The following is a 25,384-nucleotide window of genomic DNA, read 5'->3' as shown; positions in this document are numbered from 1 at the left end:
GCGTACCGGGCGCCGGCGGTATACTCGCGGCCCTTTTGTCCCGGGCGAGCGCAGCCGCAGCCGCGTCGAGCCGATCCGCGCCGCACCGCACCGCACCGCACCGCACCGCACCGCACCGCACCACACCACACCGGCATCATTGCGGACATCGCGAAGTGCTATTGCCCGATTGACCGATTGTGGCGCGCCCGCCGCCATGGCACGATCGTTCGCAAAACTCGCCGCGCCACTGCACGGCCTTCTTCTGGAGACGCCATGTCCTCGCCTGTCCGCTCATCCGCGCCGCTCGACGTCGCGGCACTGCTCGCCGCGCTGCCCGGCCGCATCGCCGACGTGCCCGCCCGCTGGGCCGCGCAAGCGCCCGCGCACCCGGCGCTGATCGAGGACGCGCGCCGCCTGTCGTACGGCGAGCTGTCGCGGGCCGTCGATGCGGCCGCCGAGCGGCTCGCGCGCCTCGGCGTGCGCGGCGGCGATCGCGTGATGATCGTCGCGGAAAACAGCGTCGCGCAGATCGTGCTGCTGTTCGCAGCCGCGCGCGTCGACGCTTGGGCGCTCGTGTCGAACGCGCGGCTGTCGGCCGGCGAGCTCGATGCGATCGCCGCGCACGCGCGGCCGAAGCTGATCGCGTTCGCGACGGAAGCATCGCCCGATGCGCGCACGCACGCGGCGCGCCACGGCGCGACGCCCGCCGACGCGCTGCCGGTCGACATCGGCACGTGGTCGTACCGCGTCGACGCGAGCGCGCCCGACGAGCCGGTGTCACCCGACGGCGCCGCGCAGTGCGCGGCGCTGATCTACACGACCGGCACGACGGGTACGCCGAAAGGCGTGATGCTGTCGCACCGCAACCTGCTGTTCATCGCGGCGACGTCGAGCGCGCTGCGCGGCGTGTCGCCCGACGACATCGTCTATACGGTGCTGCCCGTGTCGCACGTGTACGGGCTCGCGTCGGTCTGCCTCGGCAGCCTGTACGCGGGGGCGACGCTGCGGCTCGCGCCGCGTTTCGCGCCCGACGCCGTGCGCGTCGCGCTCGCCGACGAAGGCGTGACGATCTTCCAGGGCGTGCCCGCGATGCACGCGAAACTGCTCGAGCACCTGCACACGCACGCGCACGCATGGCGCGCGCCGCGGCTGCGCTTCGCGTATTCAGGCGGCTCGCCGCTCGACGCCGACCTGAAGGCGCGCGTCGAGCGCGTATACGGCGTGCCGCTGCACAACGGCTACGGCATGACCGAGAGCAGCCCGACGATCACGCAGACGCCGCTCGACGCGCCGCGTACCGACTGCTCGGTCGGCGTGCCGATCCCGGGCGTCGAGATGCGGATCGTCGCACCGGACGGCACCGACGTGCCGCCGGGCGAAGTAGGCGAAATCCGCGTGCGCGGGCCGAACATAATGCTCGGCTACTACCGCAACGCGGACGCGACGCGCGCGGCCGTGTCGCCGGACGGCTGGCTCAGCACCGGCGATCTCGCGCGCCAGGCAGCGGACGGCTCGGTGACGATCGCGGGCCGCAGCAAGGAGCTGATCATCCGCTCGGGCTTCAACGTGTATCCGGTCGAGGTCGAACAGGTGCTGAACGCGCACCCGGACGTCGTGCAGGCGGCCGTCGTCGGCCGTGCGGTCGAGGGCAACGAGGAAGTGCTCGCGTTCGTCGAGCTGGTGCCGGGCGCGGCCGCGACCGAGGCCGCGCTGCAGGCGTGGTGCGCGCAACGGCTCGCGCCGTACAAGCGCCCTGCGCGCATCCGCGTGCTCGATGCGCTGCCCGCCGCATCGACGGGCAAGGTGCTGAAGCACAAGCTGCGCGAACTTGCGTGACGTGCGGCGCCGGCCGCATCCCGCGCGTGGGCCGGCGCGCGCCGCGCTAGCCGCGCGGGTGGTGTTGCGCGTGCAGCGTCTTCAGCCGCTCGCGCGCGACGTGCGTGTAGATCTGCGTGGTCGAGATGTCGCTGTGGCCGAGCAGCAGCTGCACGACCCGCAGGTCGGCGCCGTGGTTCAGCAGGTGCGTCGCGAACGCGTGCCGCAGCGTATGCGGCGACAGGTGCGCGCGCACGTCGGCCTGCTGCGCGTGGCGCTTGATGATGTTCCAGAACTGCTGGCGCGTCATCCCGTCGCCGCGCGCGGTCACGAACAGCGCGTCGGCCGCGCGCGCGCCGAGCAACGCGGGCCGCGCGTCGCGCAGATAGCGTTCGATCCAGCCGTGCGCGACTTCGCCGAACGGCACGAGCCGCTCCTTCGAACCCTTGCCCATCACCCGCACGACACCCTCGTTGAGCCCGACCTCGACGGTCTTCAGCGTCACGAGCTCGCTCACGCGCAGCCCGCTCGCATACATCAGCTCGAGCATCGTGCGATCGCGCAGGCCGAGCGGCGTGCCGATGTCGGGCGCGCCGAGCAGCGCTTCGACCTGCGCCTCGGACAGCGTCGACGGAAACCGCGCGGCCTGCTTCGCCGACGTGATCCGCAGCGTCGGGTCCGCGCTCGCGTGACGCTCGCGCACGGCCCAGCCGTAATAGCGCCGGAACACCGACAGCCGCCGGTTCGACGACGTCGCCTTGCCGTCGCTGCGCGCGGCGATGTAGCCCGTCAACATCGCTTCGTCGGCCGAGTCGAGCGACGTGTCGTGCGTCGCGGCCAGCCATTGCGAAAACAGCGCCAGGTCGCGCCGGTACGCATCGAGCGTGTTTCGCGCGAGCCCATGCTCGAGCCACAGCGCATCGCAGAACACGTCGATCGACGCGCGGCTCGCGAGCAGCGCGGGCGATGCGGCGGCCGCGGCATCGCTGGCGTCGGATGCGGAATCGGAATCGGGGGAAAGCAACGGTTCGCTCATCAGTACGGCACGCCTTCATGCGCCAGCAGCCAGCGCTTCACTTTCTGGTAATAGCCATTGTCGTCGTGATTCGCGAAACCGCCGAGGCCGCCGGCCGCGACGACGCGATGACACGGGATCACGAGCGGGAAATAGTTCGCGCCACACGCCTGGCCGACCGCGCGCGGCGCGCTGCCGATCCGCTTCGCGACCTGCCCGTAGGTCAGCACCGTGCCCGGCGGAATGTCGCTGATCACGCTCCACACGCGGTGCTGGAATGCACTGCCGACGTCGGCGAGCGGCAGGTCGAAGCGCGCCGACGCACGCTCGAAATAACGTTCGATCTGCTCGACCGCGCGCTTCGCGAGCGGCGAATCCGGATCGACCGACTTGACCGACTCGGGTAGATAGACGATCTCGCGCACCACCGCGGCATCGGTGCGGATGCCGACCTTGCCGAACGGCGCGTCGATGACTGCGTTGAACATGAACTTCTCCTGACCGGTGAAACACGCGGCGCCGCCGCGCGCCGACGACACTTTACGCCGCCTTCATGCGGCACGCAGCGCCCATTCGACATGCTCGCGCACGACCGGCGACGGATCGTCGGCCCGCGCGCGCAACGCGGCGACGATCGCGGTGCGCGCTTCGGGTGCGAGCCGATCGGCCGGCGCGCGCAACGCATTGCCGAGCCCGACCGCGAGATTGCGCAGCCAGCTTTCGTAACCGATGCGCCGGATCGCGCTGCCCTGCATCCGCGTGTCGAACGCGTCGGCGTCCCACGCGAACAGCTCGACGAGCGTCGCGCGGTCGAGCCCGTGCCGCACGTCGAAATCGGCGACGGGCGCGGCCTGCGCGAACTTGTTCCACGGACACACGAGCTGGCAGTCGTCGCAACCGTACACGCGGTTGCCGATCATCGGCCGCAGCGGCTCCGGAATGCTGCCTTTCAGTTCGATCGTCAGGTACGAGATGCAGCGGCGCGCGTCGACGCGATACGGTTCGACGATCGCGCCCGTCGGGCACGCGCCGATGCAGCGCGTGCAGCTGCCGCAGTGCGCGCCGGGCGTCTCGGGCGCGCGCTCGGGCGCCGTTTGCGCGTCGGTCGGCAGCGGCACGTCGACGTAGATTTCGCCGAGGAAGAATAGCGAACCCGCGTCGCGCTGCAGCAACAGCGTGTGCTTGCCGCGCCAGCCGACCCCGGCCTTCTGCGCGAGCTCGACCTCGAGCACCGGCGCCGAATCGGTGAACACGCGGTAGCCGAATGCGCCGATCTCGCGCTCGATGCGCTCCGCGAGCGTCTGCAGCCGGTTGCGCAGCACCTTATGGTAGTCGCGGCCGCGTGCGTAGATCGACACGACGGCCGCCTGCGGATCGTCGAGACGCGCGCGCTCGCGTGCGCGCCAGTCGTGCGGCGCGAGCGCGCCGGATGACGCATCGGGTGGGTCGGCGGCGAGCGTTTCGGCCGGCAGATAGGCGAGCCGCGCGGAAATCACGCGTCGCGTACCGGCCACAAGTTCGGCCGGCCGCGCGCGTTTCATCCCGTGTTTCGCCATATAATCCATTTCGCCGTGGTACCCGGCTTCCAGCCAGGCGGCGAGGCCTGCTTCGGCATCCGAGAGATCGGTATCGCTGATGCCTATCGCCCCGAAACCCAATTCGCGCCCCCACGCCCTGATGCGCGCGGCGAGCGCAGCCAACGTCGCATCATCGAGCGCGCACGGCGCCGCGCCTTCGGCACGAGTCGAAGGCCTGTCGGATGCGGCGAGTTCCGGTAATCGGTTCATCGCACTATTTTACGAGAATGCCAGCCACGTCCCATACGCCTCATGCCGACACGCTGCCCGCCCCGCTCGCGGAGCGCGTGATCGCACTCGCCGACGAAGCGGCGACCGAGGCCTTCGGCACCCGCTTCGCGCACGCGCTCGACGCGGCGCGTAGCGAACTCGCCCATGCACACGCGTTCAACGGGCTGCAGATCCAGCTGATCGGCGACCTCGGCGCGGGCAAGACGACCCTCGTGCGCGCGATCCTGCGCGGCCTCGGCCACCCGGGGCGCGTGCGCAGCCCGACCTACACGCTCGTCGAACCGTACGCGTTCGCGCGCGACGACGGGGAACTTGAGGTCTATCACTTCGATCTGTATCGATTCAACGATCCGGCCGAATGGTCCGATGCAGGCTTTCGCGAGTATTTCAATTCCAGCGCGATCTGCCTCGTCGAATGGCCGCAGCAGGCGGGCCCGCTGCTCGGCGTGCCCGATCTGGTTTTCTCGCTCGACGTGGATGGCGACGGCCGCGCCCTCACCGTCCGTGCGTACAGCGCTTCAGGAAAGGCATGTCTCGAAAGATGTTGATCAAACCGTTCCGCTCGATCGAATCGGCGGCCACCGCCACGCACAACTGGCGGCGCCGCCAGATCCTGTGCGCGGGCGCGTCGACGCTGGTGCTCGGCCTCGTCGCGCCGCGGCTCGCGCACGCGTCGTCGGTGCTCGGCGTGCGTGTATGGCCCGCGCGCGATTACACGCGCGTCACGATCGAATCCGACCAGCCGCTGCAGAATAGCCAACAGCTGCTGCAGGGTCCCGACCGGCTCGTCGTCGACCTGAACGGGCTCGACCTCGACCAGGCGCTGCGCGACCTCGTGTCGAAGATCGCGCCGAACGATCCGCAGATCCAGTCGGTGCGCGTCGGCCAGTATCAGCCGCACGTGGTGCGGATGGTGTTCGACCTGAAAGGCTCGGTGAAGCCGCAGGTGTTCACGCTGCCGCCGGTCGGCACCTACAAGTACCGGCTCGTGTTCGACCTGTATCCGGCCGTCGCGCCCGATCCGCTGACCGACCTGATCGCGCAGACGGAACGCAAGGAACAGGCGCTCAACGACACCGCGCGCGCGCAGCAGGTGCAGCCGCCGAGCGCGCTGAACGGGCCGGCGACGCCGCCCGTCGCGGGCAACGACAACAGCGACGCGTTCTTCCAGCGCTTCGCGCAGAACACGCCGGCCGCGCCGCGCACGCCGCCGGCCGCCGCGACGCCGTCTTCGCCTGCCACGCCCGCGAAGCCGGCCGTCAAGCCGCCGCCCGTCATCGCGCGCCGCGACGACAACGAGGACGACGGCGACACCTACAAGTTCACCGCGCCGAAATCCGGCAAGGGCGGCACCGTGCGCCTGCTGACGGTCGCGATCGACCCGGGCCACGGCGGCGAGGATCCGGGCGCGATCGGCGGCGGCGGCACGTACGAGAAACACGTCGCGCTCGACATCGCGAAGAAGCTGCGCGCGAAGATCGACGGCGCGCCGAACATGCGCGCGATGATGACGCGCGACGCCGACTTCTTCGTGCCGCTGAACGTGCGCGTGCAGAAGGCGCGCCGCGTCGGCGCGGACCTGTTCGTGTCGATCCACGCCGATGCGTTCACGACGCCGTCCGCGCGCGGCTCGTCGGTGTTCGCGCTGTCCGACCACGGCGCGTCGAGCGCCGCGGCGCGCTGGCTCGCGAACAAGGAGAACTCGTCCGACCTGATCGGCGGCATCAACATCAAGACCCAGGACGCGGCAGTCAGCCGCGCGCTGTTCGACATGTCGACGACCGCGCAGATCCGCGATTCGCTGCGCTACGGCAACTACGTGCTGAAGGAAGTCGGCGGCATCAACAAGCTGCACAAGGGCTCGGTCGAGCAGGCCGGGTTCGCGGTGCTGAAGGCGCCCGACATTCCGTCGATCCTCGTCGAGACGGCGTTCATCAGCAATCCGGAAGAGGAAAGCCGGCTGAACGACGACAGCTATCGCGACCAGATGGCCGACGCGATCTTCCGCGGCATCAAGCGTTACTTCGCCGCGAATCCGCCGCTCGCGAAGAGCCGGATGGCCTGACCGGCCACCCTGCCCCGCCGCCGGCACGCGCTGCGTGCCGGCGCGTCACGACGCCGCGAAGCGGCGCGCGAGCTTCCCGCCGAACACGTTCACCGCGAGCCCGCCCATCACGAGCGCGGCGCCGATCAGCTGCGCGTCCGTCAGATGCTCGTCGAGCAGCAGCGCCGACGACGCGAGCCCGACGATCGGCACCAGCAGCGAGAACTGCGCGACCTGGGCGGCCGGATAACGCGACATCAGGCGGCTCCACAAGCCGTAGCCGAGCAGCGTCGCGACGAACGCGAGATAGACCACCGCGAAGATCGACGCGCCGTTCAGCCCGAGCAGCGCGGCCTCGATCCGCTGCGGCCCCTCGAACCACAGCGACAGCAGGAAGAACGGCACCGGCGGCACGAGGCTCGCCCACACGACGAGCGACACCAGGTTGGCCTTGCCCAGCTTCTTCGTGACGATATTGCCGAACGCCCACATCGCGGCCGAGCAGAGGGTCAGCAGGAAGCCGGCGAGCGTCATCGCGCGGCCACCCTGCGCAGCGATCACGACGAGTCCGGCCGCGGCGACCGCGAGCCCGACCAGGCTCTGCACGCGCAGCCGCTCGCCGAGGAACAGCATCGCGAACACCAGCGTGAAGAATGCCTGCGACTGCAACACGAGCGACGCGAGGCCGGCCGGCATGCCGACGTACATGCCGGTAAACAGGAGCACGAACTGGCCGAGCTGGATCGTCGCGCCGTACAGGATCAGCATGCGCCACGGAATCTGCGGCCGGCGCACGAAGAACACCGCGGGCACCGCGGCGAGCGTGAAGCGCAGCGCGCCGAGCAGCATCGGCGGCATGCCGTGCAGGCCGACCTTGATCACGACGAAGTTCACGCCCCACGCCAGGATCACGACCAGCGCGAGCAGCAAGTCCTTCGGGGCCATCATCGGCGTCTCCTCGATTTTGTCGGATGGTTTCCTGAACGCCGCTCAGTCTACCGAATTTCGCCGCGCGACCCGATACCCGCGCGGCGCACATGGAATCGGCGTCAGGCACGGCGCCGTGGACGCGCCGCACGACGCGTGCCTGCCCCGCGGCCGCATCGCGCGGCGGACATCCGGCTGCCCGTTGCACGCGTGGCCGCCGTGCCGCCAGTACAATGACCGGCATTCCCGCCGTTCCCCACGAGGCCCGCCATGACCGATCCGATCAAAGCCCTGCTGAAGCCGCACATCCGCGACATCGGCAACCTGCAGGTGCGCCGCACGCTGCCCGCGCTCGCCGCACGCCTCGTCGGCCCGTTCATCTTCTTCGATCACATGGGGCCCGCGACGCTGCCGGCCGGCACCGGCCTCGACGTGCGCCCGCATCCGCATATCGGGCTCGCCACCGTCACCTACCTGTTCGACGGCGCGATCCTGCACCGCGACAGCCTCGGCTCGCTGCAGGAGATCGTGCCGGGCGACGTGAACTGGATGACGGCCGGCCGCGGCATCGTCCACTCGGAGCGCACGCCCGACGCGCAGCGCGCGAGCGGCCACACGGTGCACGGGATCCAGACCTGGGTCGCGCTGCCGGTTGCCCACGAGACCACCGAGCCGTCGTTCGAGCACCATGCGGCCGACACGCTGCCCAAGCGCGACGAGAACGGCGTGTCGCTCACGGTGATCGCCGGCGACGCGTTCGGCCTGCGCTCGCCCGTCACGACGTTCTCGCGCACGCTGTACGTCGCCGCCGAATTCGCGGCCGGCGGCCACCTCGAACTCGACGCATCGCACGAGGAACGCGCGGTCTACGTGGTCGACGGCGACCTGTCGATCGACGGCACGCCGGTGCCGGCCGAGCAGATGGCCGTGCTCGCACCGGGCGCCACCGTCACGCTCGCGAGCGGCAACGGCGCGCGCGCGATGCTGCTGGGCGGCGACAAGATCGACGGCGAGCGCTTCATCGAATGGAACTTCGTCGCCAGCAGCCGCGACGCGATCGAGCGCGCGAAACGGGCGTGGACGAACCAGGAAATGGGCAAGGTGCCCGGCGAAACCGAGTGGATTCCGCTGCCCGAGTCGAAGCCGCGTTGAAAAAGGGGCGCGCCGCCCCCATCCTGACGACATTCGAACCGAAGAGAACGACATGGACACCACGCTTGCCACTTTCGAGAAAGACGTCATCGAGGCGTCGCTGGACACGCCCGTGCTGGTCGACTTCTGGGCGCCGTGGTGCGGCCCCTGCAAGACGCTCGGTCCGCTGCTCGAAAAGCTCGAAGCCGACTACGAAGGCCGCTGGAAGCTCGTGAAGGTGAACGTGGACGAGAACCAGGAGCTCGCCGCGCACTTCCAGACGCGCAGCATCCCGCACGTGATCGCGTTCGCCGACGGGCGCCCCGTCGACCAGTTCATCGGCGTGCTGCCGGAAGGCCAGTTGCGCGCGTTCCTCGACCGGCTGCTGCCCGCGCCCGACGAAGCAGAGCGCCGCGCCGCACAATACGCGATCGCCGAATCGCGCTACGACGATGCGATCACCCACCTCGAAGCGGCGCTCGCGCTGAACCCCGGCTTCGACGACGCGCGGCTCGACCTGATCGAACTGCTGCTCGCGAACAACCAGGTGGACGCCGCACGCGCCGAGGCCGAACGCCTGTCGCCGCAGACCGTGCAGGGCACCGATCCGCGCTACCAGGCGATCAAGACCCGTTTCGATGCGCTCGACGCGACGGCCGACCTGCCGCCGACCGACGCGCTCGAGGCGCGCATCGCGGCGAACCCGGCCGATCTCGACGCACGCTTCGACCTCGCGCAGAGCCTGATCGCGCGCCGCGCGTACGAAGGCGCGCTCGAGCAGTTGCTGGAAATCGTGCTGCGCGACCGCGCGTATGGCGACGACCTCGGCCGCCGTACGATGATCTCGGTGTTCGAGCTGGCGGGCGATCGCCCGGAACTCGTCGCCGCGTGGCGGCGCAAGCTGAGCATGGCGCTCAACTGACGAACGAACGGCCGGGCCGCGATGGCCTGGCCGACTCGCCTCGTCGCGCGCGGTGGGTCCGCCGCGCCGCAACATTCCTTGGCGCGTCGCTCGACGCCCCGATCAACCCGCGGCCCGCGCCGCGATCGCCCGCAACGCATGCGCGGCGGCCGCGAAACCGAAGCTCGCGGTCACGCACACGCTCGAACCGAACCCCGCGCAGTTGAGCCCCGCGACATGCGCGGCGGTGGACGGTTCCGCGCCATCCTCGATGTCGCACGCGGCCGCTTCCGGATAGATCAGCGGCTCGTCCGAATACACGGCGCTGACCTTGAAGCGCGCCTTCGGCCCGCGCGGAAAGCCGTGCTGCTTGCGCAGCTGCGCACGCACCTTCGACAGCAGCGGATCCTGGATCGTCAGCGCGAGATCGTCGATGCGGATGCGCGTCGGGTCGAGCTGCCCGCCTGCGCCGCCGACCGTGACGAGCGGCTGCCCTTTCGCGACGCACCACGCGATCAGCGCGACCTTCGTGCGCACGCTGTCGATCGCGTCGATCACGTAGTCGAAGCCCCCGCCGAGCAGCGCGTCGAAGTTGTCGGGTTCCGCGAAATCCTCGATCCGGTTCACGCGGCACGCGGGATCGATCAGCGCGATCCGCTCGGCCATCGCGTCGACCTTCGGCTTGCCGTAATTGCCGTCGAGCGCGTGGATCTGCCGGTTCGTATTGCTTTCGGCGACGTTGTCGAGATCGATCAGCGTCAGCGTGCCGATCGCGCTGCGCGCGAGCGCCTCGGCCGTCCACGACCCGACGCCGCCGATGCCGATCACGGCCACGTGCGCGCCCTCGAACGCGGCGAGCGCCGGGGCGCCGTACAGCCGCGCGATGCCGCCGAAGCGGCGCTCGCGATCCACGTCAAGCTGGATTGTCGGGGTCGGGGTAAGATCAGAGGAACTGAGCGGGGCGGTGTCGGCAGCGGACATGGCAGCAAGGAAAACGTAAGTCGAGCAGCCCTCTATTTTGCCTGAACTCCCCGCCGGCACGCGCCACTGTGCACGCACGATTCTCGCGCGTTAGCTATACTGGCCCCAGATTGAAGCGTTCGCATAACATGACGACTCTCGCCGATCTCCGCATCAACTATTCGCGTGCTTCGCTCGACGAAGCCGATGCCGCCCCCGACCCCTTCGCCCAGTTCGATCGCTGGTTCAAGGAGGCGCTCGCCGCCAAGCTCCCCGAGCCCAACACGATGACGCTCGCCACCGTCGGCGACGACGGCCGGCCGTCGGCACGCATCGTGCTCATCAAGGCTGTCGACGAACGCGGGTTCGTCTTCTTTACCAATTACGAAAGCCGCAAGGGGCGCGACCTCGCCGCCCATCCGTACGCGGCACTGCTGTTCTACTGGATCGAACTCGAGCGCCAGGTGCGCATCGAGGGCCGGATCGAAAAGACCAGCGCCGACGAAAGCGACCGCTATTTCGCGTCCCGCCCGCTCGGCTCGCGCATCGGCGCGTGGGCGTCCGAGCAGAGCGCCGTGATCGACAGCCGCGCGACGCTCGAAGCGCGCGAGAAGGACGTGGCCGAACGCTACGGCGAGAACCCGCCGCGCCCGCCGCACTGGGGCGGCTATCGCGTCGTGCCCGACGCGATCGAGTTCTGGCAGGGCCGCCCGTCGCGGCTGCACGACCGCCTGCTCTATACGCGCGACGCCGCTGCGGCGTCGGGCTGGACGATCTCGCGCCTGTCGCCGTAAGCCGAACCGCGGCCGCGGTGCCGCTTGCCGGTCGTGTCTCGTGTTGCATCCGGGCGCCCGCCTCGCAGGAGGCGGGCGCCGGTCAAGATACTTGGCTGTATTCGATTCAACGAACAAACGGAGAATCCAAATGTTCTGGGAAAAGAAGCTGGCACAGTGGGCGGACGAAGTACGGGCGAAAGCGAACATACCGGCGCGCCTCGTGCTGTGGAACGGCGATCAACTCGATTTCGGCACCTTCAGCGCACCGCAGGTCACGCTGAAGGTCAACAGCGCGTCGGCGCTGCCGCTCTTGCTCGAACCGAGCCTCGACAATCTCGGCGAGGCGTACGTGAAGGGCAAGATCGACATCGAAGGCCGGCTGTCGGACATCATCAACATCAGCTATTCGCTCGCGCGCAGCACGGTCACCAGCGCGAGCAAGCTCGCGCGCGTGAAACGCTACTTCAATCACACGAAGAACACCGACCGGAAGGCGATCCAGTATCACTACGACGTCTCGAACGAGTTCTACCAGCTGTGGCTCGACGAGAACATGGTGTACTCGTGCGCGTACTTCGAGAACGGCGACGAGGATCTCGCGACCGCGCAGATCAAGAAGATCGACCACATCCTGACCAAGATCCAGCTGGAGCCCGGCCAGCGCCTGCTCGACATCGGCTGCGGCTGGGGCGCGCTCGTGCTGCGCGCCGCGCAGAAGTTCGGCGCGACGTGCCTGGGCGTGACGCTGTCGCAGAACCAGTTCGATCTCGCGACCGCGCGCGTGAAGGCCGCCGGGCTCGAGGACAAGATCGAGATCCGCCTGCAGGACTACCGCGAGATCGACGGGCAGTTCGACCGCATCACGAGCGTCGGGATGTTCGAGCACGTCGGCCGCAAGAACCTGCCGCTCTATTTCTCGCGCGTGCACGACCTGCTGACCGACGACGGCATCGCGATGAACCACGGGATCACGTCGACCGACGCGGAAAGCGGCGAAACGGCGCTCGGCGGCGGCGAATTCATCGACCGCTACGTGTTCCCGGACGGCGAGCTGCCGCACATCAGCCTCGCGCTCGAAGCGGCGCAGCGCGGCGGGCTCGAGGCGATTGACGTCGAAAGCCTGCGGCGGCACTATGCGCGCACGCTCGACATCTGGACCGAGAACTTCGAGGCGAAGGCGGACCAGGCGCGCGCGCTCGTCGACGACGAGAAATTCCGCATCTGGCGCGTGTACCTCGCCGGTTGCGCGTATGCGTTCGAACACGACGACGTGTCGATCTTCCAGATCGTGTGCCGCAAGGCCGGACGCAGCGCGAAAACGCTGCCGTGGTCGCGGCGCTACATGTACGAACACACGCTGCCGCGCTAGGCGGCACTTCACGCTGGGCATGCATGGGTGACGGCAGGACGCGGCGCAACACGCCGCCGCAACGACAGCAGCGCGACGAACCGGACGGATCGCACGCCGACGGGCAGTTCGACCTGTTCGGCGGCGCGGCGCCCGACGACGCGCGCGCGGCCGCGCCCGCGGATGGCGACAGCGCTGCAGGTGCCGGCGCACGCGTGACGCCGGACGAACACGACACTGCGCGGCCGGCAAAGTCGCCTGCGCGCGCCGGCCGTGCATCGCCCCGTCCTTCCGCCGACCAGGAACCGGCGGAACCGCCCGCTGCCTCCGGCCTGCTGTGGGACGAACCGGCCGCGCCGGCCGCGCCGCCGAAGAAAAGCCGGCGCCGGCGCGGCGTGCCGCCCGCCCCGGTTTCCGCGGAAGTCGCCGCCGCCGCGGCCGCGCTGCCGCCCAATGTGCGGCTCGGCACGTCGTCGTGGTATTTCCCCGGCTGGGACGGCATCGTCTACGACGGCGATTTCGCGCAGACGAAGCTGTCGCGCGAAGGGCTCGAGGCGTACGGCGCGCATCCGCTGCTGAAGAGCGTGAGCCTCGACCGCTCGTTCTACGGGCCGCTGTCGGTGGCCGATTACCTGCGCTACGCGCAACAGGTGCCGGACGACTTCCGCTTCGTCGTGAAAGCGCCGGCGTCCGTCACCGACGCGGTCGTGCGCGGCAGGCGCGGCGAGCCGTCGGGCCCGAACCCGACCTTCCTCGACGCGCAGCTCGCGACCCGGGAATTCGTGCAGCCGTGCCTCGAAGGGCTCGGCCGGAAGGCCGGCGTGCTGGTGTTCCAGTTCTCGCCGATGCCCGATCAACTGCTCGCCGAGCCGGCCGCGCTGATCGACCGGCTGTCGGCATTCTTCGCGGCATTGCCGCCGCTGCCGCCGGACGCCGACGGCACGCGCTACGCGATCGAGATCCGCGACGCGAGCCTGCTCACGCCGCGCTTCATCCGCGCGCTCGCGGCGCTCGGCGTACGCTACTGCGTCGGGCTGCACGCGCGGATGCCCGACCCGCTGCGCCAGGCGGCCGCGCTCGCGCTGCTCGACGGCGATGCGCCGGGCCCGCTGATCGTGCGCTGGAGTCTGCACGGAGGCTTCAAGTACGAACAGGCGAAAGCGAAGTACGAGCCGTTCGACAAGCTCGTCGACGAGGACCCGGCCACGCGCGCGGCGCTCGCCGAGCTGGCCGCGCGCTATGCGCTGGCCGGACAGCCGGTGATCATCACGATCAACAACAAGGCGGAAGGCTCCGCGCCGCTGTCGTGCCTCGCGCTCGCGCGCGAGATCGCCGCCGCGTGCGCGCACTGGCGCAGCGAGGCGGCGTAGGGGTCGCGGCGCGGGTGCCCGCGCCGCTTGCGGCCGACGTGCCGATTACGTCGATTACGCGCCGCGCTGCGACTTCAGCCGGTGCGAGAACTTCTGGCGGAATTTCGCGAGCTTCGGCCCGATCACGACCGAGCAGTAGCCCTGCCCCGGATTGCGTGCGTAATAGTTCTGATGATAGTCCTCGGCCGGCCAGTAGTTGCCGTCGAGCGGCACGACCTGCGTGACGATCGGCTGCCCGAACACCTGCTCGCGCTCCAGTTCGCGGATCACGTCGAGCGCGACGTCGCGCTGCGCGTCGGAATGCGTGAACACGACCGACCGGTATTGCGTGCCGACGTCGTTGCCCTGCCGGTTCAGCTGGGTCGGATCGTGCGTCGCGAAGAAGATCTCGAGGATCTCGCGATAACCGATGCGCGCCGGATCGAACGTCACGTTCACGACCTCGGCGTGACCGGTGTCGCCGTCGCAGACGTCGCGATAGCCGGGATTGCGCGTATGGCCGCCCGCATAGCCCGACTGGACGGCCGTCACGCCGTCGACGTCGAGAAACACGGCCTCCGTGCACCAGAAGCACCCGCCGCCCACAGTCGCGGTTTCAAGCATCTCGTTCACCATGAAATCAGTACCTCGTTGAAGACGGCGGCCGGCACGCAGGCACGCGCCGGCGCCGCCGGTCCTTATCGTCGCTGCCCGGTTGCCCGGCGCGCAGCGGCAGCGTTCAAGTATCTCACTCGCGCGCGAATCCGGCAGAACCGCATGCGCGCCGCGCGCCACCGGCTGCGCGTTTCTCGACTACACTTAGGCACGCTTCGCCGCGACGGCACACCGTCCGGCTGCACGCAGCGTCCGATGCATGCCCGCCCTGATGCCAACAACATCTGCCGGAACATCGATATGCACGCCTCAGCAGAAATCGCCCGCATGACGGGCCCGGCCGCCGGTGCCCCGCGCGCCGTCGCCTTCACCGCACCCTCGCGTCACCGTACGCCCGTTGCGCCGCCTGCGCGACGATCCGGCGCGCCGCGTTTCCCCGCTTTCCCGACCTGATGCACCGCACCGCGCGTCCTGCAATCGCGCGCCACCGCCTGTGCATTCCCGTCACGCAACCTGTTCGACCCGCACGCCCGCAGTGAACGGCCGTGCGCCCGTGATCCGATACAACCGAGAGAGGCACCACGATGAGCATGCGGCCTGACCCGACCTTTCACGCTTCGCCGGAACTTGCGATGCAGGCGCCGGCGGAGGAATTTGCCTATACGTTGTTGCTGAGCCCCGATTTTTCCAGGCCCGACGCGCTCGCCGTGATCGACGTGAAACCCGGCTCGGCGACCTACGGCAAGATCGTGCACACGGTGACGATGCCGAACACCGGCGACGAATTCCACCACTTCGGCTGGAATGCGTGCTCGTCGTCGCTGTCGCCGCTGACCGGTCACGCGTTTCTCGAGCGCCGCTTCCTGATCATCCCGGGCCTGCGCTCGTCGCGGATCTACGTGATCGACACGAAGCCGCACCCGACGCAGGCGCGTATCCACAAGATCATCGAGCCCGGCGAGGTGTTCGCGAAGACCGGCTATTCGCGGCCGCATACGGTTCATTGCGGCCCCGAGGGCATCTACGTGAGCACGCTCGGCGGCGCGGGCCCGGACGGCACCGACGGCGCGCCCGGCATCTTCATCATGGACTGCGAGACCTTCGACGTGCTCGGCCGCTGGGAAATCGACCGCGGCCCGCAGGACAAGCATTACGACTTCTGGTGGAACCTGCCGCGCGACTACATGGTGTCGAGCGAATGGGCGCTGCCGCCGCAATTCGAGAACGGCATCGTGCCGGAAGACCTGCTCGCGAACCGCTACGGCCACCGGCTGCATTTCTGGGACCTGCGCGCGCGGCGCAACGTGCAGACGATCGATCTCGGCGCGCAGCACCAGATGGCGCTCGAAGTGCGGCCCGCGCACGATCCGGTGCGCGAATACGGGTTCGTCGGCGTCGTGGTCGACACGACCAATCTCGAAGGATCGATCTGGACCTGGTGGCGCGAGGACGGCCAGTTCCATGTGGAGAAGACCGCGACGATCCCGCCCGAGCCGGCCGCCGCCGACGAACTGCCGCCGCTGCTCCAGGGATTCGGCGCGGTGCCGCCGCTCGTGACCGACATCGACCTGTCGCTCGACGACCGTTTCCTGTACGTATCGTGCTGGGGCACGGGCGAGATGCGTCAGTACGACGTGTCGGATCCGCGTCACCCGGTGCTCGCCGGGTCGGTGCGCATCGGCGGGATCGTGCGCCGCGCGCCGCACTCGAACGGCCGCGCGTTCGCCGGCGGCCCGCAGATGGTGGAAATCAGCCGCGACGGCCGGCGCGTGTACTGGACCAACTCGCTCTACTCGACGTGGGACGACCAGTTCTATCCGGACGGCGTGCCCGCCGCGCAGGTGCTCGCGCATGCGGGGCCGGACGGCGGGCTGACGCTCGCCGACGACTACTGGGTCGAGTTCCCCGACGGCTATCGCGCGCACCAGATCCGGCTGGAAGGCGGCGACTGCTCGACCGACTCGTTCTGCTATCCGTCGGTCAAGTGTTGAGCGCCGGCCTCTCCGCGCCGCTCGCGCTGTGGGCGGCCGTGCTCGCGAGCGGCGTCTATCACGGGCTCAATCCGGCGATGGGCTGGCCGCTCGCGGTGTCGAACGCGTTGATGACGCGCCGCGACGGCGCGCTCGTCGCGGCGCTCGGCTATCTCGCGCTCGGCCATGCGCTCGCGGTATTCATGGTGATGCTGCCGTTCGGGCTGCTCGCCGCGCTGCTTGCATGGCAGTCGGCGATCCGGATCGGCGCGAGCGCGCTCGTGATCGGCTTCGGCGCGGTGCTGCTGATCCGGCGGCGTCACCCGCGTGCGCTCGCGCGGATTCCGCCCGCGCGGCTCGGGCTGTGGTCGTTCGCGGTCGCGCTCGCGCACGGCGCCGGGCTGATGCTGGTGCCGATCTATCTGGGGCTTTGCGGGCTCGACACGGACGCCGGCGATCGCGCGGCGGCCACGCTCGTCGACGCGCATCTCGGAATGGCGCTCGTCGTCGCGGCCGTGCACGCGGCCGCGATGATCGGTACGGGCGGCGTGCTCGCGTGGCTCGTGTACCGCTATCTCGGGCTGAAGTTCGTCGCGCGGAGCTGGTTCAACCTCGATGCGGTGTGGGCGTCGAGCCTGATCCTGACGGGTGTGCTGTCGCTCGGGCTGGCGGCGGCGCGGTAGCGCACGCGCGGCGGCTGCCGCGCGGGATTCATGGCGTGGCGGATGGCCTGCCGCATGGGCGGGCCACCGACCGCGCGCGATAAAACACGCCAGAAACGCCGCCGCCGGCTCGATCGCGGCGCCGCGCGACTGTGTTCGCTACCTCACGCTGGCCCCGCAATGCACCGTCCGCACGGGCCCGGCGGTCGCGATTCCGCTAAAATCGCGCCATGCGCACCACTTCCCGACCGACCGCCCTGGCCTTGCCGCCTTTCGTCCGCCGCGCCTCCCGCACCCGCCGCGCGCCGCGCCTGTCCGTTTCGATCCGGATGGCCGCCCGATGAAGCATGCCACCCCGCCCGATTTCGACTCGGCCGCCTTTCGCCAGGCGCTCGGCCAGTTCGCGACCGGCGTCACGGTCATCACGACGCGTGCGCCGTCCGGGCAATTGATCGGCATCACCGCGAGTTCGTTCAACTCGGTGTCGCTCGATCCGCCGCTCGTGCTGTGGAGCCTCGCGCACAAATCGGCGTCGACGCCGGTGTTCCGCAGCAACAGCCATTACGTGGTGAACGTGCTCGCGGCGTCGCAGCTCGACCTGTGCAAGCGCTTCTCGACCTACAAGGGCGACCGCTTCGAAGGGATCGCGCACGCGGCCGGCAACTCGGGCATGCCGGTGCTCGACGGTGCGCTCGCGTGGTTCGAATGCCACAACCGCAGCCGCTACGACGAAGGCGACCATGTGATCTTCGTCGGCGAAGTGGAACGCTGCGGCGTGCGTGCCGTGTCGGATGCCGCTCCGCCGCTCGTGTTCCACGGCGGCGGCTTCCACGGCCTCACACCGCTTTGATCGCCCCCATGCGCGCCAGCCCGACCGGCGCGCCCGCTTCGTCCTTCAGCGTCTGCAGCACGATGTTCGAACGGATGTCCATCACGCCCGGCGCCTTGTAGAGCCGGTTCAGCACGAAATCCGAATAGTGCTTGAGGTTGTGCGCGAGCACGCGCAGCAGGTAGTGGCTCTCGCCCGTCACGACGAACGCGCCGACCACCTCCGGCCATTCGCGCAGCGCCTCCGCGAAGCGCTCGTGCCATTGATTCTCTTCATTGCGCATCGACACCTGCACGAACGCCTCGAGCTCGAAGCCGAGCTTCTCGCGGCTCAGGCACGCGCGATAGTGCTCGATCACGCCCTGCTCCTCGAGCAGGCGCATCCGGCGCAGACAGGCGGATGGCGAAAGCGAGATGCGCTCCGCCAGATCGAGATTGCTGATTCTGCCCTCTTCCTGCAGGACCGCCAGAATCCGGCAGTCGGTGGCATCGAGCGTGATCGCGTGCATTTTTGGTCCCCGTTTTCCCTCTGAGTCGAATTATCTGCCAATCGGGCGGATTGTCCATGTTTATTTCGCAAGCACTTTCTGCGAGCGTCCACCTATCATTCGAAGCATCGATTCACCGACTCGTCATGCCATGGACACACTCTGGGACATCTCGCCGCCCGTCAGCCCCGCCACCCCCGTGTGGCCGGGCGACACGCCGGTTTCCGTCGAACGCGTATGGCGGATGGAGGCCGGCTCGCCGGTCAACGTCGCGCGCCTGACGCTGTCGCCGCATACCGGCGCGCACTGCGACGCGCCGCTTCACTACGATGCCGACGGCGCGCCGATCGGCGCGGTGCCGCTCGACACCTATCTCGGCCCGTGCCGCGTGATCCACTGCATCGGCGCATCGCCGGTCGTGCGCCCGGCCGACCTCGAGGCCGCGCTCGCCGGCGTGCCGCCGCGCGTGCTGCTGCGCACCTATGCGCGCGCCAGCGTCGCGCAATGGGACAGCGGATTCTGCGCGGTCGCGCCCGAGACCGTCGACCTGCTCGCCGCGCACGGCGTCAAGCTGATCGGCATCGATACGCCGTCGCTCGACCCGCAGGAATCGAAGACCATGGATGCGCATCACCGCGTGCGCGCGCACCGCATGGCGATCCTCGAAGGGATCGTGCTCGACGACGTGCCGCCCGGCGACTACGAGCTGATCGCGCTGCCGCTGAAATTCGCGACGCTCGACGCGAGCCCCGTGCGTGCGGTGCTGCGCGCGCTGCCCGGCCGATCCTCCTGATTCATCCAACCATCGACCCGCGAACCACTCGTCCGCGAACTACTGACCCGACATCATGATCATCAAGACCCGTGAAGACGCGCTCGCCCTCGACCGCGACGACCCGCTCGCCGCGCTGCGCGACCAGTTCGCGCTGCCCGACGGCGTGATCTATCTCGACGGCAACTCGCTCGGCGCGCAGCCGCGCGCATCGGCCGCCCGCGCGCAACAGGTGATCGGCGCCGAATGGGGCGAAGGCCTGATCCGCAGCTGGAACACCGCCGGCTGGTTCGCGCTGCCGCGCCGCCTCGGCGACAAGCTCGCGACGCTGATCGGCGGCGCGCCCGGCGAAACCGTCGTGACCGACACCATCTCGATCAACCTGTTCAAGCTGCTGTCGGCGATGCTGCGCCACCAGGCCGAACGCGCGCCGGAGCGCCGCGTGATCGTGTCGGAGCGCTCGAACTTCCCGACCGACCTGTACATCGCGCAAGGGCTGATCGAACAGCTCGGCGGCGACTACGAGCTGCGCCTGATCGACGATCCGGCGGACCTGCCCGACGCGCTCGGCGCGGACACGGCCGTCGCGATGATCACGCACGTGAACTACCGCACCGGCTACATGCACGACATGCCGGCCGTCACGCAGCTCGTGCACGATGCGGGCGCGCTGATGCTGTGGGATCTCGCGCATTCGGCCGGCGCGGTGCCGGTCGACCTGAACGGCGCGCACGCGGACGGCGCGGTCGGCTGCACGTACAAGTACCTGAACGGCGGCCCCGGTTCGCCGGCCTTCGTGTGGGCGCCGCGGCGCCATCTCGCGCATTTCTCGCAGCCGCTGTCGGGCTGGTGGGGCCACCGCGCACCGTTCGCGATGCAGCCGGGCTTCGCGCCCGATCCGGGCATCGCGCGCTTCCTGTGCGGCACGCAGCCGATCGTGTCGATGTCGATGGTCGAATGCGGGCTCGACGTGTTCCTGCAGACCGACATGCACGCGATCCGCCGCAAGTCGCTCGCGCTGACCGACGCGTTCATCGCGCTCGTCGAAACGCGCTGCGCGGGCCTGTCGCTGAAGCTCGTCACGCCGCGCGCGCATCACCAGCGCGGCTCGCAGGCGAGCTTCGAGCATCCGCACGGCTACGAGGTGATGCAGGCGCTGATCGCGCGCGGCGTGATCGGCGACTACCGCGAGCCTTACGTGCTGCGCTTCGGTTTCACGCCGCTCTATACGCGCTTCGTCGACGTGTGGGATGCCGTCGAGACGCTGCGCGACATCCTCGCCACCGACGCGTGGAAGGCGCCCGAGTTCGCCGAGCGCGGCGCGGTGACCTGACCGCTTCCAGCCCGGCGCGCGCCGCCGCGACGTGCGGATTGCGCGCCGCGCCCCGTCATTCAAATCTGGAGAAAGTCGTGAATTCTGGTCATATTCAGCCACCCGGCGACGATGCGCCGGCGGGCTGCCCGTTCTCGGGCGCACGCGCGGCCCAACCGGCTCATGAAGCGCCGCACGTGCCTGGCGAAGCCACCGCTCAAGCCGGCTGGCACGATGCGCAGCTCGATTTCTCGAAGTCGATGAGCTACGGCGACTACCTGTCGCTGAACGCGATCCTCGACGCGCAGCATCCGCTGTCGCCCGATCACAACGAGATGCTGTTCATCATCCAGCATCAGACGAGCGAGCTGTGGATGAAGCTCGCGCTGTTCGAGCTGCGCGGCGCGCTCGACGCGGTGCGCGGCGACGCGCTGCCGCCCGCGTTCAAGATGCTCGCGCGCGTGTCGCGGATCCTCGAGCAACTCGTGCAGGCGTGGAACGTGCTGTCGACGATGACGCCGTCCGAGTATTCGGCGATGCGGCCGTATCTCGGCCAGTCGTCGGGCTTCCAGTCGTACCAGTACCGGCAGCTCGAATTCCTGCTCGGCAACAAGAACGTGCAGATGCTGCAGCCGCATGCGCACCGGCCCGACATCCTCGAACAGGTGCGCGCGACGCTCGAGGCGCCGTCGTTCTACGACGAGGTCGTGCGCCTGCTCGCACGGCGCGGTTTCCCGATCGCGCCCGAACGGCTCGAGCGCGACTGGACACAGCCGATGCGTCACGACGAAACGGTCGAGGCCGCATGGCTCGAGGTCTATCGTCACCCGCAGCAGCACTGGGAGCTCTACGAGATGGCCGAGGAACTCGTCGATCTCGAGGATGCGTTCCGCCAGTGGCGCTTCCGCCACGTGACGACCGTCGAGCGCATCATCGGCTTCAAGCAGGGCACCGGCGGCACGAGCGGCGCGCCGTATCTGCGCAAGATGCTCGACGTCGTGCTGTTCCCCGAGCTCTGGCACGTGCGCACCACGCTGTAACGCATCGCCTCTCGCCCGCGCGTCACGACGACGTGCGGGCCGGCGCCTCCCCTTCGCGCGGCAACGCGCGTTCGTGCGCACGCCGCGGAATGTGCCGCCGCAGCCGGCGCCGCCGGCTCGCGCAAGGGCCGGGCACGCACGGGATCGGCCTCGCGCCGTCCGCGTGCGGGATCCGATGCCGACGCGGTCGCCGCGTTTCCGACGGGCCGACGGGCCGACGTATCGACGTATTATCGACGTATCGACGTGCCGACGAGCCGACGAGCCACCGGGACGATCGCCGGCATATCGCCATATCGTTGCGGCGCCGCACCATCCGCTACTCACGCTCACCGTGTTCCGACGGCGTCACGGCACCCTGCCGGGGCGGCCAGCACGCTCGCTGCCCGACGAACTCGTCGCATCGATGCGCGACGGACGCTGACGCCTTCCGCCTTCCGCCTTCCGCCCCCGCTTCCGCCCCGCCCCGCCCACGCGCCGCCGCAGCGCACCATCGAAATGCCGCGCCCGCGCCTTGACTTTCGCTCGCCCGAATACGATCATTCGCTCACATAAAGAGCAAATGATCGTATTCGACAGGAAAGACTGGCACGAACAGGAGACACCGGATGAGCGAATCGCCCTCCGCCCACGCGCCCGTGCTGCTGCACATCGGCGCAGGCTCGTTCCACCGCGCGCACCAGGCGTGGTATCTGCACCGCGTGAACGCGGCCGTGCCGGCCGACGAACGCTGGTCGCTGACCGTCGGCAACATCCGCGACGACATGCGCGCGACGATGGACGCGCTCGCCGCGCAGCACGGCGCCTACACGCTCGAAACCGTCACGCCGCAGGGCGAGCGCGCGTACGAGACGGTCCGCGCGATCTCGCGCGTACTGCCGTGGTCGATCGATCTCGCCGCGCTGATCGACGCCGGCGCCGACCCGGCGTGCCGGATCGTGTCGTTCACCGTCACCGAAGGCGGCTACTACCTCGACGAACACAACCGGCTCGACGTCGCGAACGCCGATCTCGCGGCCGACCTGCAAGGCGCGCGCACGACGCTGTACGGCGCGCTCGCGGCGCTGCTCGCCGAACGCGCGAAACGCGGCGCGGGCCCGCTCACACTGCAGAGCTGCGACAACCTGCGCAACAACGGCGCGCGCTTTCGCGCGGGCATGCGCGAATTCCTCGAACGGCGCGGCGAGACCGATCTGCTCGCGTGGTTCGAAGCGAACGTCGCGACACCGAGCGCGATGGTCGACCGCATCACGCCGCGCCCGACCGCCGACGTGCGCGAACGGGTGCGCGCGGCAACCGGCGTCGACGACGCGTGTCCGGTGATGGGCGAGTCGTTCATCCAGTGGGTGATCGAGGACCGCTTCGCGGCGGGCCGGCCGCGCTGGGAGCTGGCCGGCGCGGAACTGGTCGACGACGTGCATCCGTACGAGGAAGCGAAGATCCGCATCCTCAACGCGACGCACAGCTGCATCGCGTGGGCCGGCACGCTCGCGGGCCACACGTACATCCACGAAGGCACGCACGACGCGGCGATCCGCCGCTTCGCGCACGACTACGTGACGCAGGACGTGATCCCGTGTCTCAGCCCGAGCCCGCTCGACCTCGAACGCTACCGAGACGTCGTGCTCGAACGTTTCGGCAATCCGTACGTGCTGGACACGAACCAGCGCGTCGCGGCCGACGGCTTCTCGAAGATTCCCGGCTTCATCGCGCCGACGCTCGCCGAATCGCTCGCTCGCGGCGCGGCGCCGGTCGCCACCGCGGTGCTGCCGGCGCTGTTCCTGCGCTTTCTCGAACGCTGGGCGCGCGGCTTGCTGCCGTATGCGTACCAGGACGGCGTGATGGACGACGGCGCCGCGCGGGCGATCGTCGAGGCCGACGACCCGGTCGTCGCGCTGTGCGCGAGCCGCGCGCTGTGGGGCTCGCTCGCCGGCAACGCGGCGTTGTTCGACGCGCTGCGCGCCGGGCTCGCACGCGTCGACGCATGGCTCGCGCAGCGCTGACGCATGGCGGCCCGCGGCCTCGCAACCGGCCGCCCGCGAGCGGCCGCGCATCCGGGCGAACCTGCGTTGGCAGGCGCGCGCGCGTGCGGCTAAAGTAGCGGCTCCTCACTGACGGAACGGATCGCTCATGTATCTCGGCATCGACCTCGGCACCTCGGAAGTGAAGGTGCTGCTGCTTGCTCCGGACGGCACCGTGGTCGGCACCGCCGGCACGCCGTTCAGCGTGTCGCGGCCGCACCCGCGCTGGGCGGAACAGCATCCGGACGACTGGTGGCAAGGCACGCTCGCCGCGCTCGCGGCGCTGCGCGAACGGCATCCGCAGGCCTTCGCGCAGGTGCGCGGGATCGGCCTGTCGGGCCAGATGCACGGCGCGGTGCTGCTCGGCCGCGACGACCGCGTGCTGCGCCCCGCGATCCTGTGGAACGACATGCGCAGCGCCGACGAATGCGCGCTGCTCACCGAACGCGCGCCCGATCTCCACGCGCTGGCCGGCAACCTCGCGATGCCCGGCTTCACCGCGCCGAAACTGCTGTGGGTCGCGAAGCACGAACCCGACGTGTTTGCCGCAACGGCCTGCGTACTGATGCCGAAGGACTACCTGCGCTTCCGGCTCACCGGCGCGAAGGTGTCCGATCCGTCCGACGCGGCCGGCACGTTGTGGCTCGACGTCGCGCGCCGCGACTGGTCCGACGCGCTGCTCGCCGCGTGCGACATGACGCGCGACCAGATGCCGCGCATCGTCGAAGGCAACGCGCCGTCCGGCACGCTGCGCGCCGACGTCGCGCGCGAACTCGGTATGTCGGAGGCCGTCGTGGTGGCGGGCGGCGGCGGCGACAACGCGACGAGCGCGCTCGGCATCGGCGCGATCCACGCGGGCGATGGCTTCGTGTCGCTCGGCACGTCGGGCGTGCTGAGCGTGGTCGGCGACCGCTTCATGCCGAATCCGGCGTCGGCCGTGCATGCGTTCTGCCACGCGATTCCCGATCGCTGGCAACTGATGAGCGTCGTGCTGTCGGCCGCGAGCTGCCTGCGCTGGGTCTGCAAGCTGACGGGCACCGACGAGCCGGCGCTGCTCGCCGAAATCGCGGCGCTCGACGCGGACGCACTCGCGACGGCGCCGGTGTTCCTGCCCTACCTGTCCGGCGAACGCACGCCGCACAACGATCCGTATGCGCAGGGCGTGTTCTTCGGGATGACGCATGCGACCGAGCGCGCGCATCTCGGCTACGCGGTGCTCGAAGGCGTGACGCTCGGCCTCGCGGACGGCCTCGACGCGCTGCACGCGGCCGGCGTCGAAACCGACCGGCTGTCGCTGATCGGCGGCGGCGCGCGCAGCGCGTTCTGGGCGCAGCTGATCGCCGACGCGCTGGACGTGCGCACCTGCCAGCACGGCGGCGGCGAAACGGGTGCGGCACTCGGCGCCGCGCGGCTGGGCTGGCTCGCCGTCGGCGGCGATCCGCAAGTCGTGCTGACCAAGCCGCCGGTGCGCGCCGAATACGCGCCCGACGCCGCGCGTCATGCGCTGCTGCGCGAGCGCCTCGACGCGTTCCGCGCGCTGTATCGCCACGTGCGCCCGCTTTACGAACCGTCGCGCGCGCGGCTCGCGTAGGCGGCGACGCAGGGCGGCCGTCGGCCGCA

Annotated in this window: 23 protein-coding genes; 16 read left to right on the top strand and 7 right to left on the bottom strand. The window is 69.7% G+C overall.

Annotated features, from left to right (window positions below; genetic code table 11):
- Positions 1-255: 255 nt before the first annotated feature.
- Positions 256-1,818 carry a class I adenylate-forming enzyme family protein gene (locus tag DIE16_RS10905; protein ID WP_124892272.1) on the top strand — a complete coding sequence of 521 codons (1,563 nt, stop codon included), beginning with the start codon at positions 256-258 and terminating at the stop codon, positions 1,816-1,818.
- 46 nt (positions 1,819-1,864) lie between these two features.
- Here the strand turns inward: DIE16_RS10905 and xerD are convergent, their stop codons facing one another.
- The 3 genes from xerD to queG form a co-directional block, all read right to left on the bottom strand.
- Positions 1,865-2,833, bottom strand: a complete 969-nt coding sequence (xerD, locus tag DIE16_RS10900) for a site-specific tyrosine recombinase XerD (protein ID WP_185500332.1) — start codon at positions 2,831-2,833, stop codon at positions 1,865-1,867.
- Complete coding sequence (locus DIE16_RS10895) at positions 2,833-3,300, bottom strand: methylated-DNA--[protein]-cysteine S-methyltransferase (protein WP_124892271.1); 468 nt, start codon at positions 3,298-3,300, stop codon at positions 2,833-2,835. The genes xerD and DIE16_RS10895 overlap by 1 nt, the downstream gene beginning before the upstream one ends.
- A gap of 63 nt (positions 3,301-3,363) precedes the next feature.
- The gene (gene queG, locus DIE16_RS10890; RefSeq protein ID WP_124486963.1) at positions 3,364-4,599 is read right to left on the bottom strand and encodes a tRNA epoxyqueuosine(34) reductase QueG; all 1,236 of its coding nucleotides are present in this window, start codon (positions 4,597-4,599) and stop codon (positions 3,364-3,366) included.
- A gap of 17 nt (positions 4,600-4,616) precedes the next feature.
- Between queG and tsaE the strand changes: the two genes are divergently transcribed.
- Together tsaE and DIE16_RS10880 are read left to right on the top strand one after the other, a co-directional pair.
- Positions 4,617-5,168 carry a tRNA (adenosine(37)-N6)-threonylcarbamoyltransferase complex ATPase subunit type 1 TsaE gene (gene tsaE / locus DIE16_RS10885; protein ID WP_044848561.1) on the top strand — a complete coding sequence of 184 codons (552 nt, stop codon included), beginning with the start codon at positions 4,617-4,619 and terminating at the stop codon, positions 5,166-5,168.
- Complete coding sequence (locus DIE16_RS10880; RefSeq protein WP_124892270.1) at positions 5,150-6,685, top strand: N-acetylmuramoyl-L-alanine amidase; 1,536 nt, start codon at positions 5,150-5,152, stop codon at positions 6,683-6,685. Before tsaE ends, DIE16_RS10880 begins: the two co-directional genes overlap by 19 nt.
- A gap of 45 nt (positions 6,686-6,730) precedes the next feature.
- Here DIE16_RS10880 and DIE16_RS10875 read toward each other — a convergent pair whose 3' ends face one another.
- Complete coding sequence (locus DIE16_RS10875) at positions 6,731-7,609, bottom strand: EamA family transporter (RefSeq protein ID WP_185640843.1); 879 nt, start codon at positions 7,607-7,609, stop codon at positions 6,731-6,733.
- A 252-nt stretch (positions 7,610-7,861) separates the two neighbouring features.
- Here DIE16_RS10875 and DIE16_RS10870 point away from each other — a divergent pair, with 252 nt between their 5' ends.
- Together DIE16_RS10870 and trxA are read left to right on the top strand one after the other, a co-directional pair.
- Entirely contained in the window at positions 7,862-8,743 is an 882-nt protein-coding gene (locus tag DIE16_RS10870; protein WP_124892269.1) for a pirin family protein, read from the top strand.
- 52 nt (positions 8,744-8,795) lie between these two features.
- Positions 8,796-9,644 (top strand): thioredoxin, encoded by an 849-nt coding sequence (gene trxA, locus DIE16_RS10865; RefSeq protein ID WP_044848557.1) that lies wholly within the window; start codon positions 8,796-8,798, stop codon positions 9,642-9,644.
- A gap of 102 nt (positions 9,645-9,746) precedes the next feature.
- Here trxA and tcdA read toward each other — a convergent pair whose 3' ends face one another.
- Positions 9,747-10,604, bottom strand: coding sequence for a tRNA cyclic N6-threonylcarbamoyladenosine(37) synthase TcdA (gene tcdA / locus DIE16_RS10860; protein WP_044848556.1), 858 nt, complete (start codon positions 10,602-10,604; stop codon positions 9,747-9,749).
- A 128-nt stretch (positions 10,605-10,732) separates the two neighbouring features.
- Here tcdA and pdxH point away from each other — a divergent pair, with 128 nt between their 5' ends.
- The 3 genes from pdxH to DIE16_RS10845 all read left to right on the top strand — a co-directional run bounded on the left by pdxH (position 10,733) and on the right by DIE16_RS10845 (position 14,077).
- A complete protein-coding gene (pdxH, locus tag DIE16_RS10855; protein ID WP_044848555.1) occupies positions 10,733-11,377 on the top strand; it encodes a pyridoxamine 5'-phosphate oxidase in 645 nt (214 codons plus the stop codon).
- Positions 11,378-11,507: 130 nt separating this feature from the next.
- Positions 11,508-12,728, top strand: coding sequence for a cyclopropane-fatty-acyl-phospholipid synthase family protein (locus DIE16_RS10850; RefSeq protein ID WP_124486959.1), 1,221 nt, complete (start codon positions 11,508-11,510; stop codon positions 12,726-12,728).
- 23 nt (positions 12,729-12,751) lie between these two features.
- Entirely contained in the window at positions 12,752-14,077 is a 1,326-nt protein-coding gene (locus tag DIE16_RS10845; RefSeq protein ID WP_124892268.1) for a DUF72 domain-containing protein, read from the top strand.
- A gap of 54 nt (positions 14,078-14,131) precedes the next feature.
- Here the strand turns inward: DIE16_RS10845 and msrA are convergent, their stop codons facing one another.
- The gene (msrA, locus tag DIE16_RS10840; RefSeq protein WP_044844456.1) at positions 14,132-14,692 is read right to left on the bottom strand and encodes a peptide-methionine (S)-S-oxide reductase MsrA; all 561 of its coding nucleotides are present in this window, start codon (positions 14,690-14,692) and stop codon (positions 14,132-14,134) included.
- Positions 14,693-15,255: 563 nt separating this feature from the next.
- Here msrA and DIE16_RS10835 point away from each other — a divergent pair.
- From DIE16_RS10835 to DIE16_RS10825, 3 genes are all read left to right on the top strand, one after another.
- Positions 15,256-16,662: a selenium-binding protein SBP56-related protein gene (locus DIE16_RS10835; protein ID WP_124892267.1), complete on the top strand. Its 1,407-nt coding sequence runs from the start codon at positions 15,256-15,258 to the stop codon at positions 16,660-16,662.
- Positions 16,659-17,324, top strand: coding sequence for a hypothetical protein (locus tag DIE16_RS10830; RefSeq protein ID WP_124486956.1), 666 nt, complete (start codon positions 16,659-16,661; stop codon positions 17,322-17,324). The genes DIE16_RS10835 and DIE16_RS10830 overlap by 4 nt, the downstream gene beginning before the upstream one ends.
- Positions 17,325-17,643: 319 nt before the next feature.
- A complete protein-coding gene (locus DIE16_RS10825) occupies positions 17,644-18,153 on the top strand; it encodes a flavin reductase family protein (RefSeq protein WP_044844459.1) in 510 nt (169 codons plus the stop codon).
- Here DIE16_RS10825 and DIE16_RS10820 read toward each other — a convergent pair.
- Positions 18,140-18,640 (bottom strand): Lrp/AsnC family transcriptional regulator, encoded by a 501-nt coding sequence (locus DIE16_RS10820; RefSeq protein WP_044844460.1) that lies wholly within the window; start codon positions 18,638-18,640, stop codon positions 18,140-18,142. The two genes, DIE16_RS10825 and DIE16_RS10820, sit on opposite strands and share 14 nt — an antisense overlap.
- 130 nt (positions 18,641-18,770) lie before the next feature.
- Here DIE16_RS10820 and kynB point away from each other — a divergent pair, with 130 nt between their 5' ends.
- From kynB to xylB, 5 genes are all read left to right on the top strand, one after another.
- Positions 18,771-19,412 (top strand): arylformamidase, encoded by a 642-nt coding sequence (gene kynB / locus DIE16_RS10815; RefSeq protein WP_124892266.1) that lies wholly within the window; start codon positions 18,771-18,773, stop codon positions 19,410-19,412.
- A 55-nt stretch (positions 19,413-19,467) separates the two neighbouring features.
- Positions 19,468-20,724 (top strand): kynureninase, encoded by a 1,257-nt coding sequence (kynU, locus tag DIE16_RS10810; protein ID WP_409364450.1) that lies wholly within the window; start codon positions 19,468-19,470, stop codon positions 20,722-20,724.
- A gap of 92 nt (positions 20,725-20,816) precedes the next feature.
- Positions 20,817-21,743: a tryptophan 2,3-dioxygenase gene (gene kynA / locus DIE16_RS10805; protein ID WP_044844544.1), complete on the top strand. Its 927-nt coding sequence runs from the start codon at positions 20,817-20,819 to the stop codon at positions 21,741-21,743.
- 608 nt (positions 21,744-22,351) lie between these two features.
- The gene (gene dalD / locus DIE16_RS10800) at positions 22,352-23,746 is read left to right on the top strand and encodes a D-arabinitol 4-dehydrogenase (RefSeq protein ID WP_124892265.1); all 1,395 of its coding nucleotides are present in this window, start codon (positions 22,352-22,354) and stop codon (positions 23,744-23,746) included.
- A gap of 127 nt (positions 23,747-23,873) precedes the next feature.
- Positions 23,874-25,355, top strand: a complete 1,482-nt coding sequence (xylB, locus tag DIE16_RS10795; protein ID WP_124892264.1) for a xylulokinase — start codon at positions 23,874-23,876, stop codon at positions 25,353-25,355.
- Positions 25,356-25,384: the final 29 nt, after the last annotated feature.

The sequence above is a fragment of the Burkholderia sp. Bp9090 genome, from assembly GCF_003857985.1.
Classification (GTDB): Bacteria; Pseudomonadota; Gammaproteobacteria; order Burkholderiales; family Burkholderiaceae; genus Burkholderia.
The sequence above is the reverse complement of the archived record's forward strand: the minus strand, read 5'-3'. Positions and strand labels throughout refer to the sequence as shown.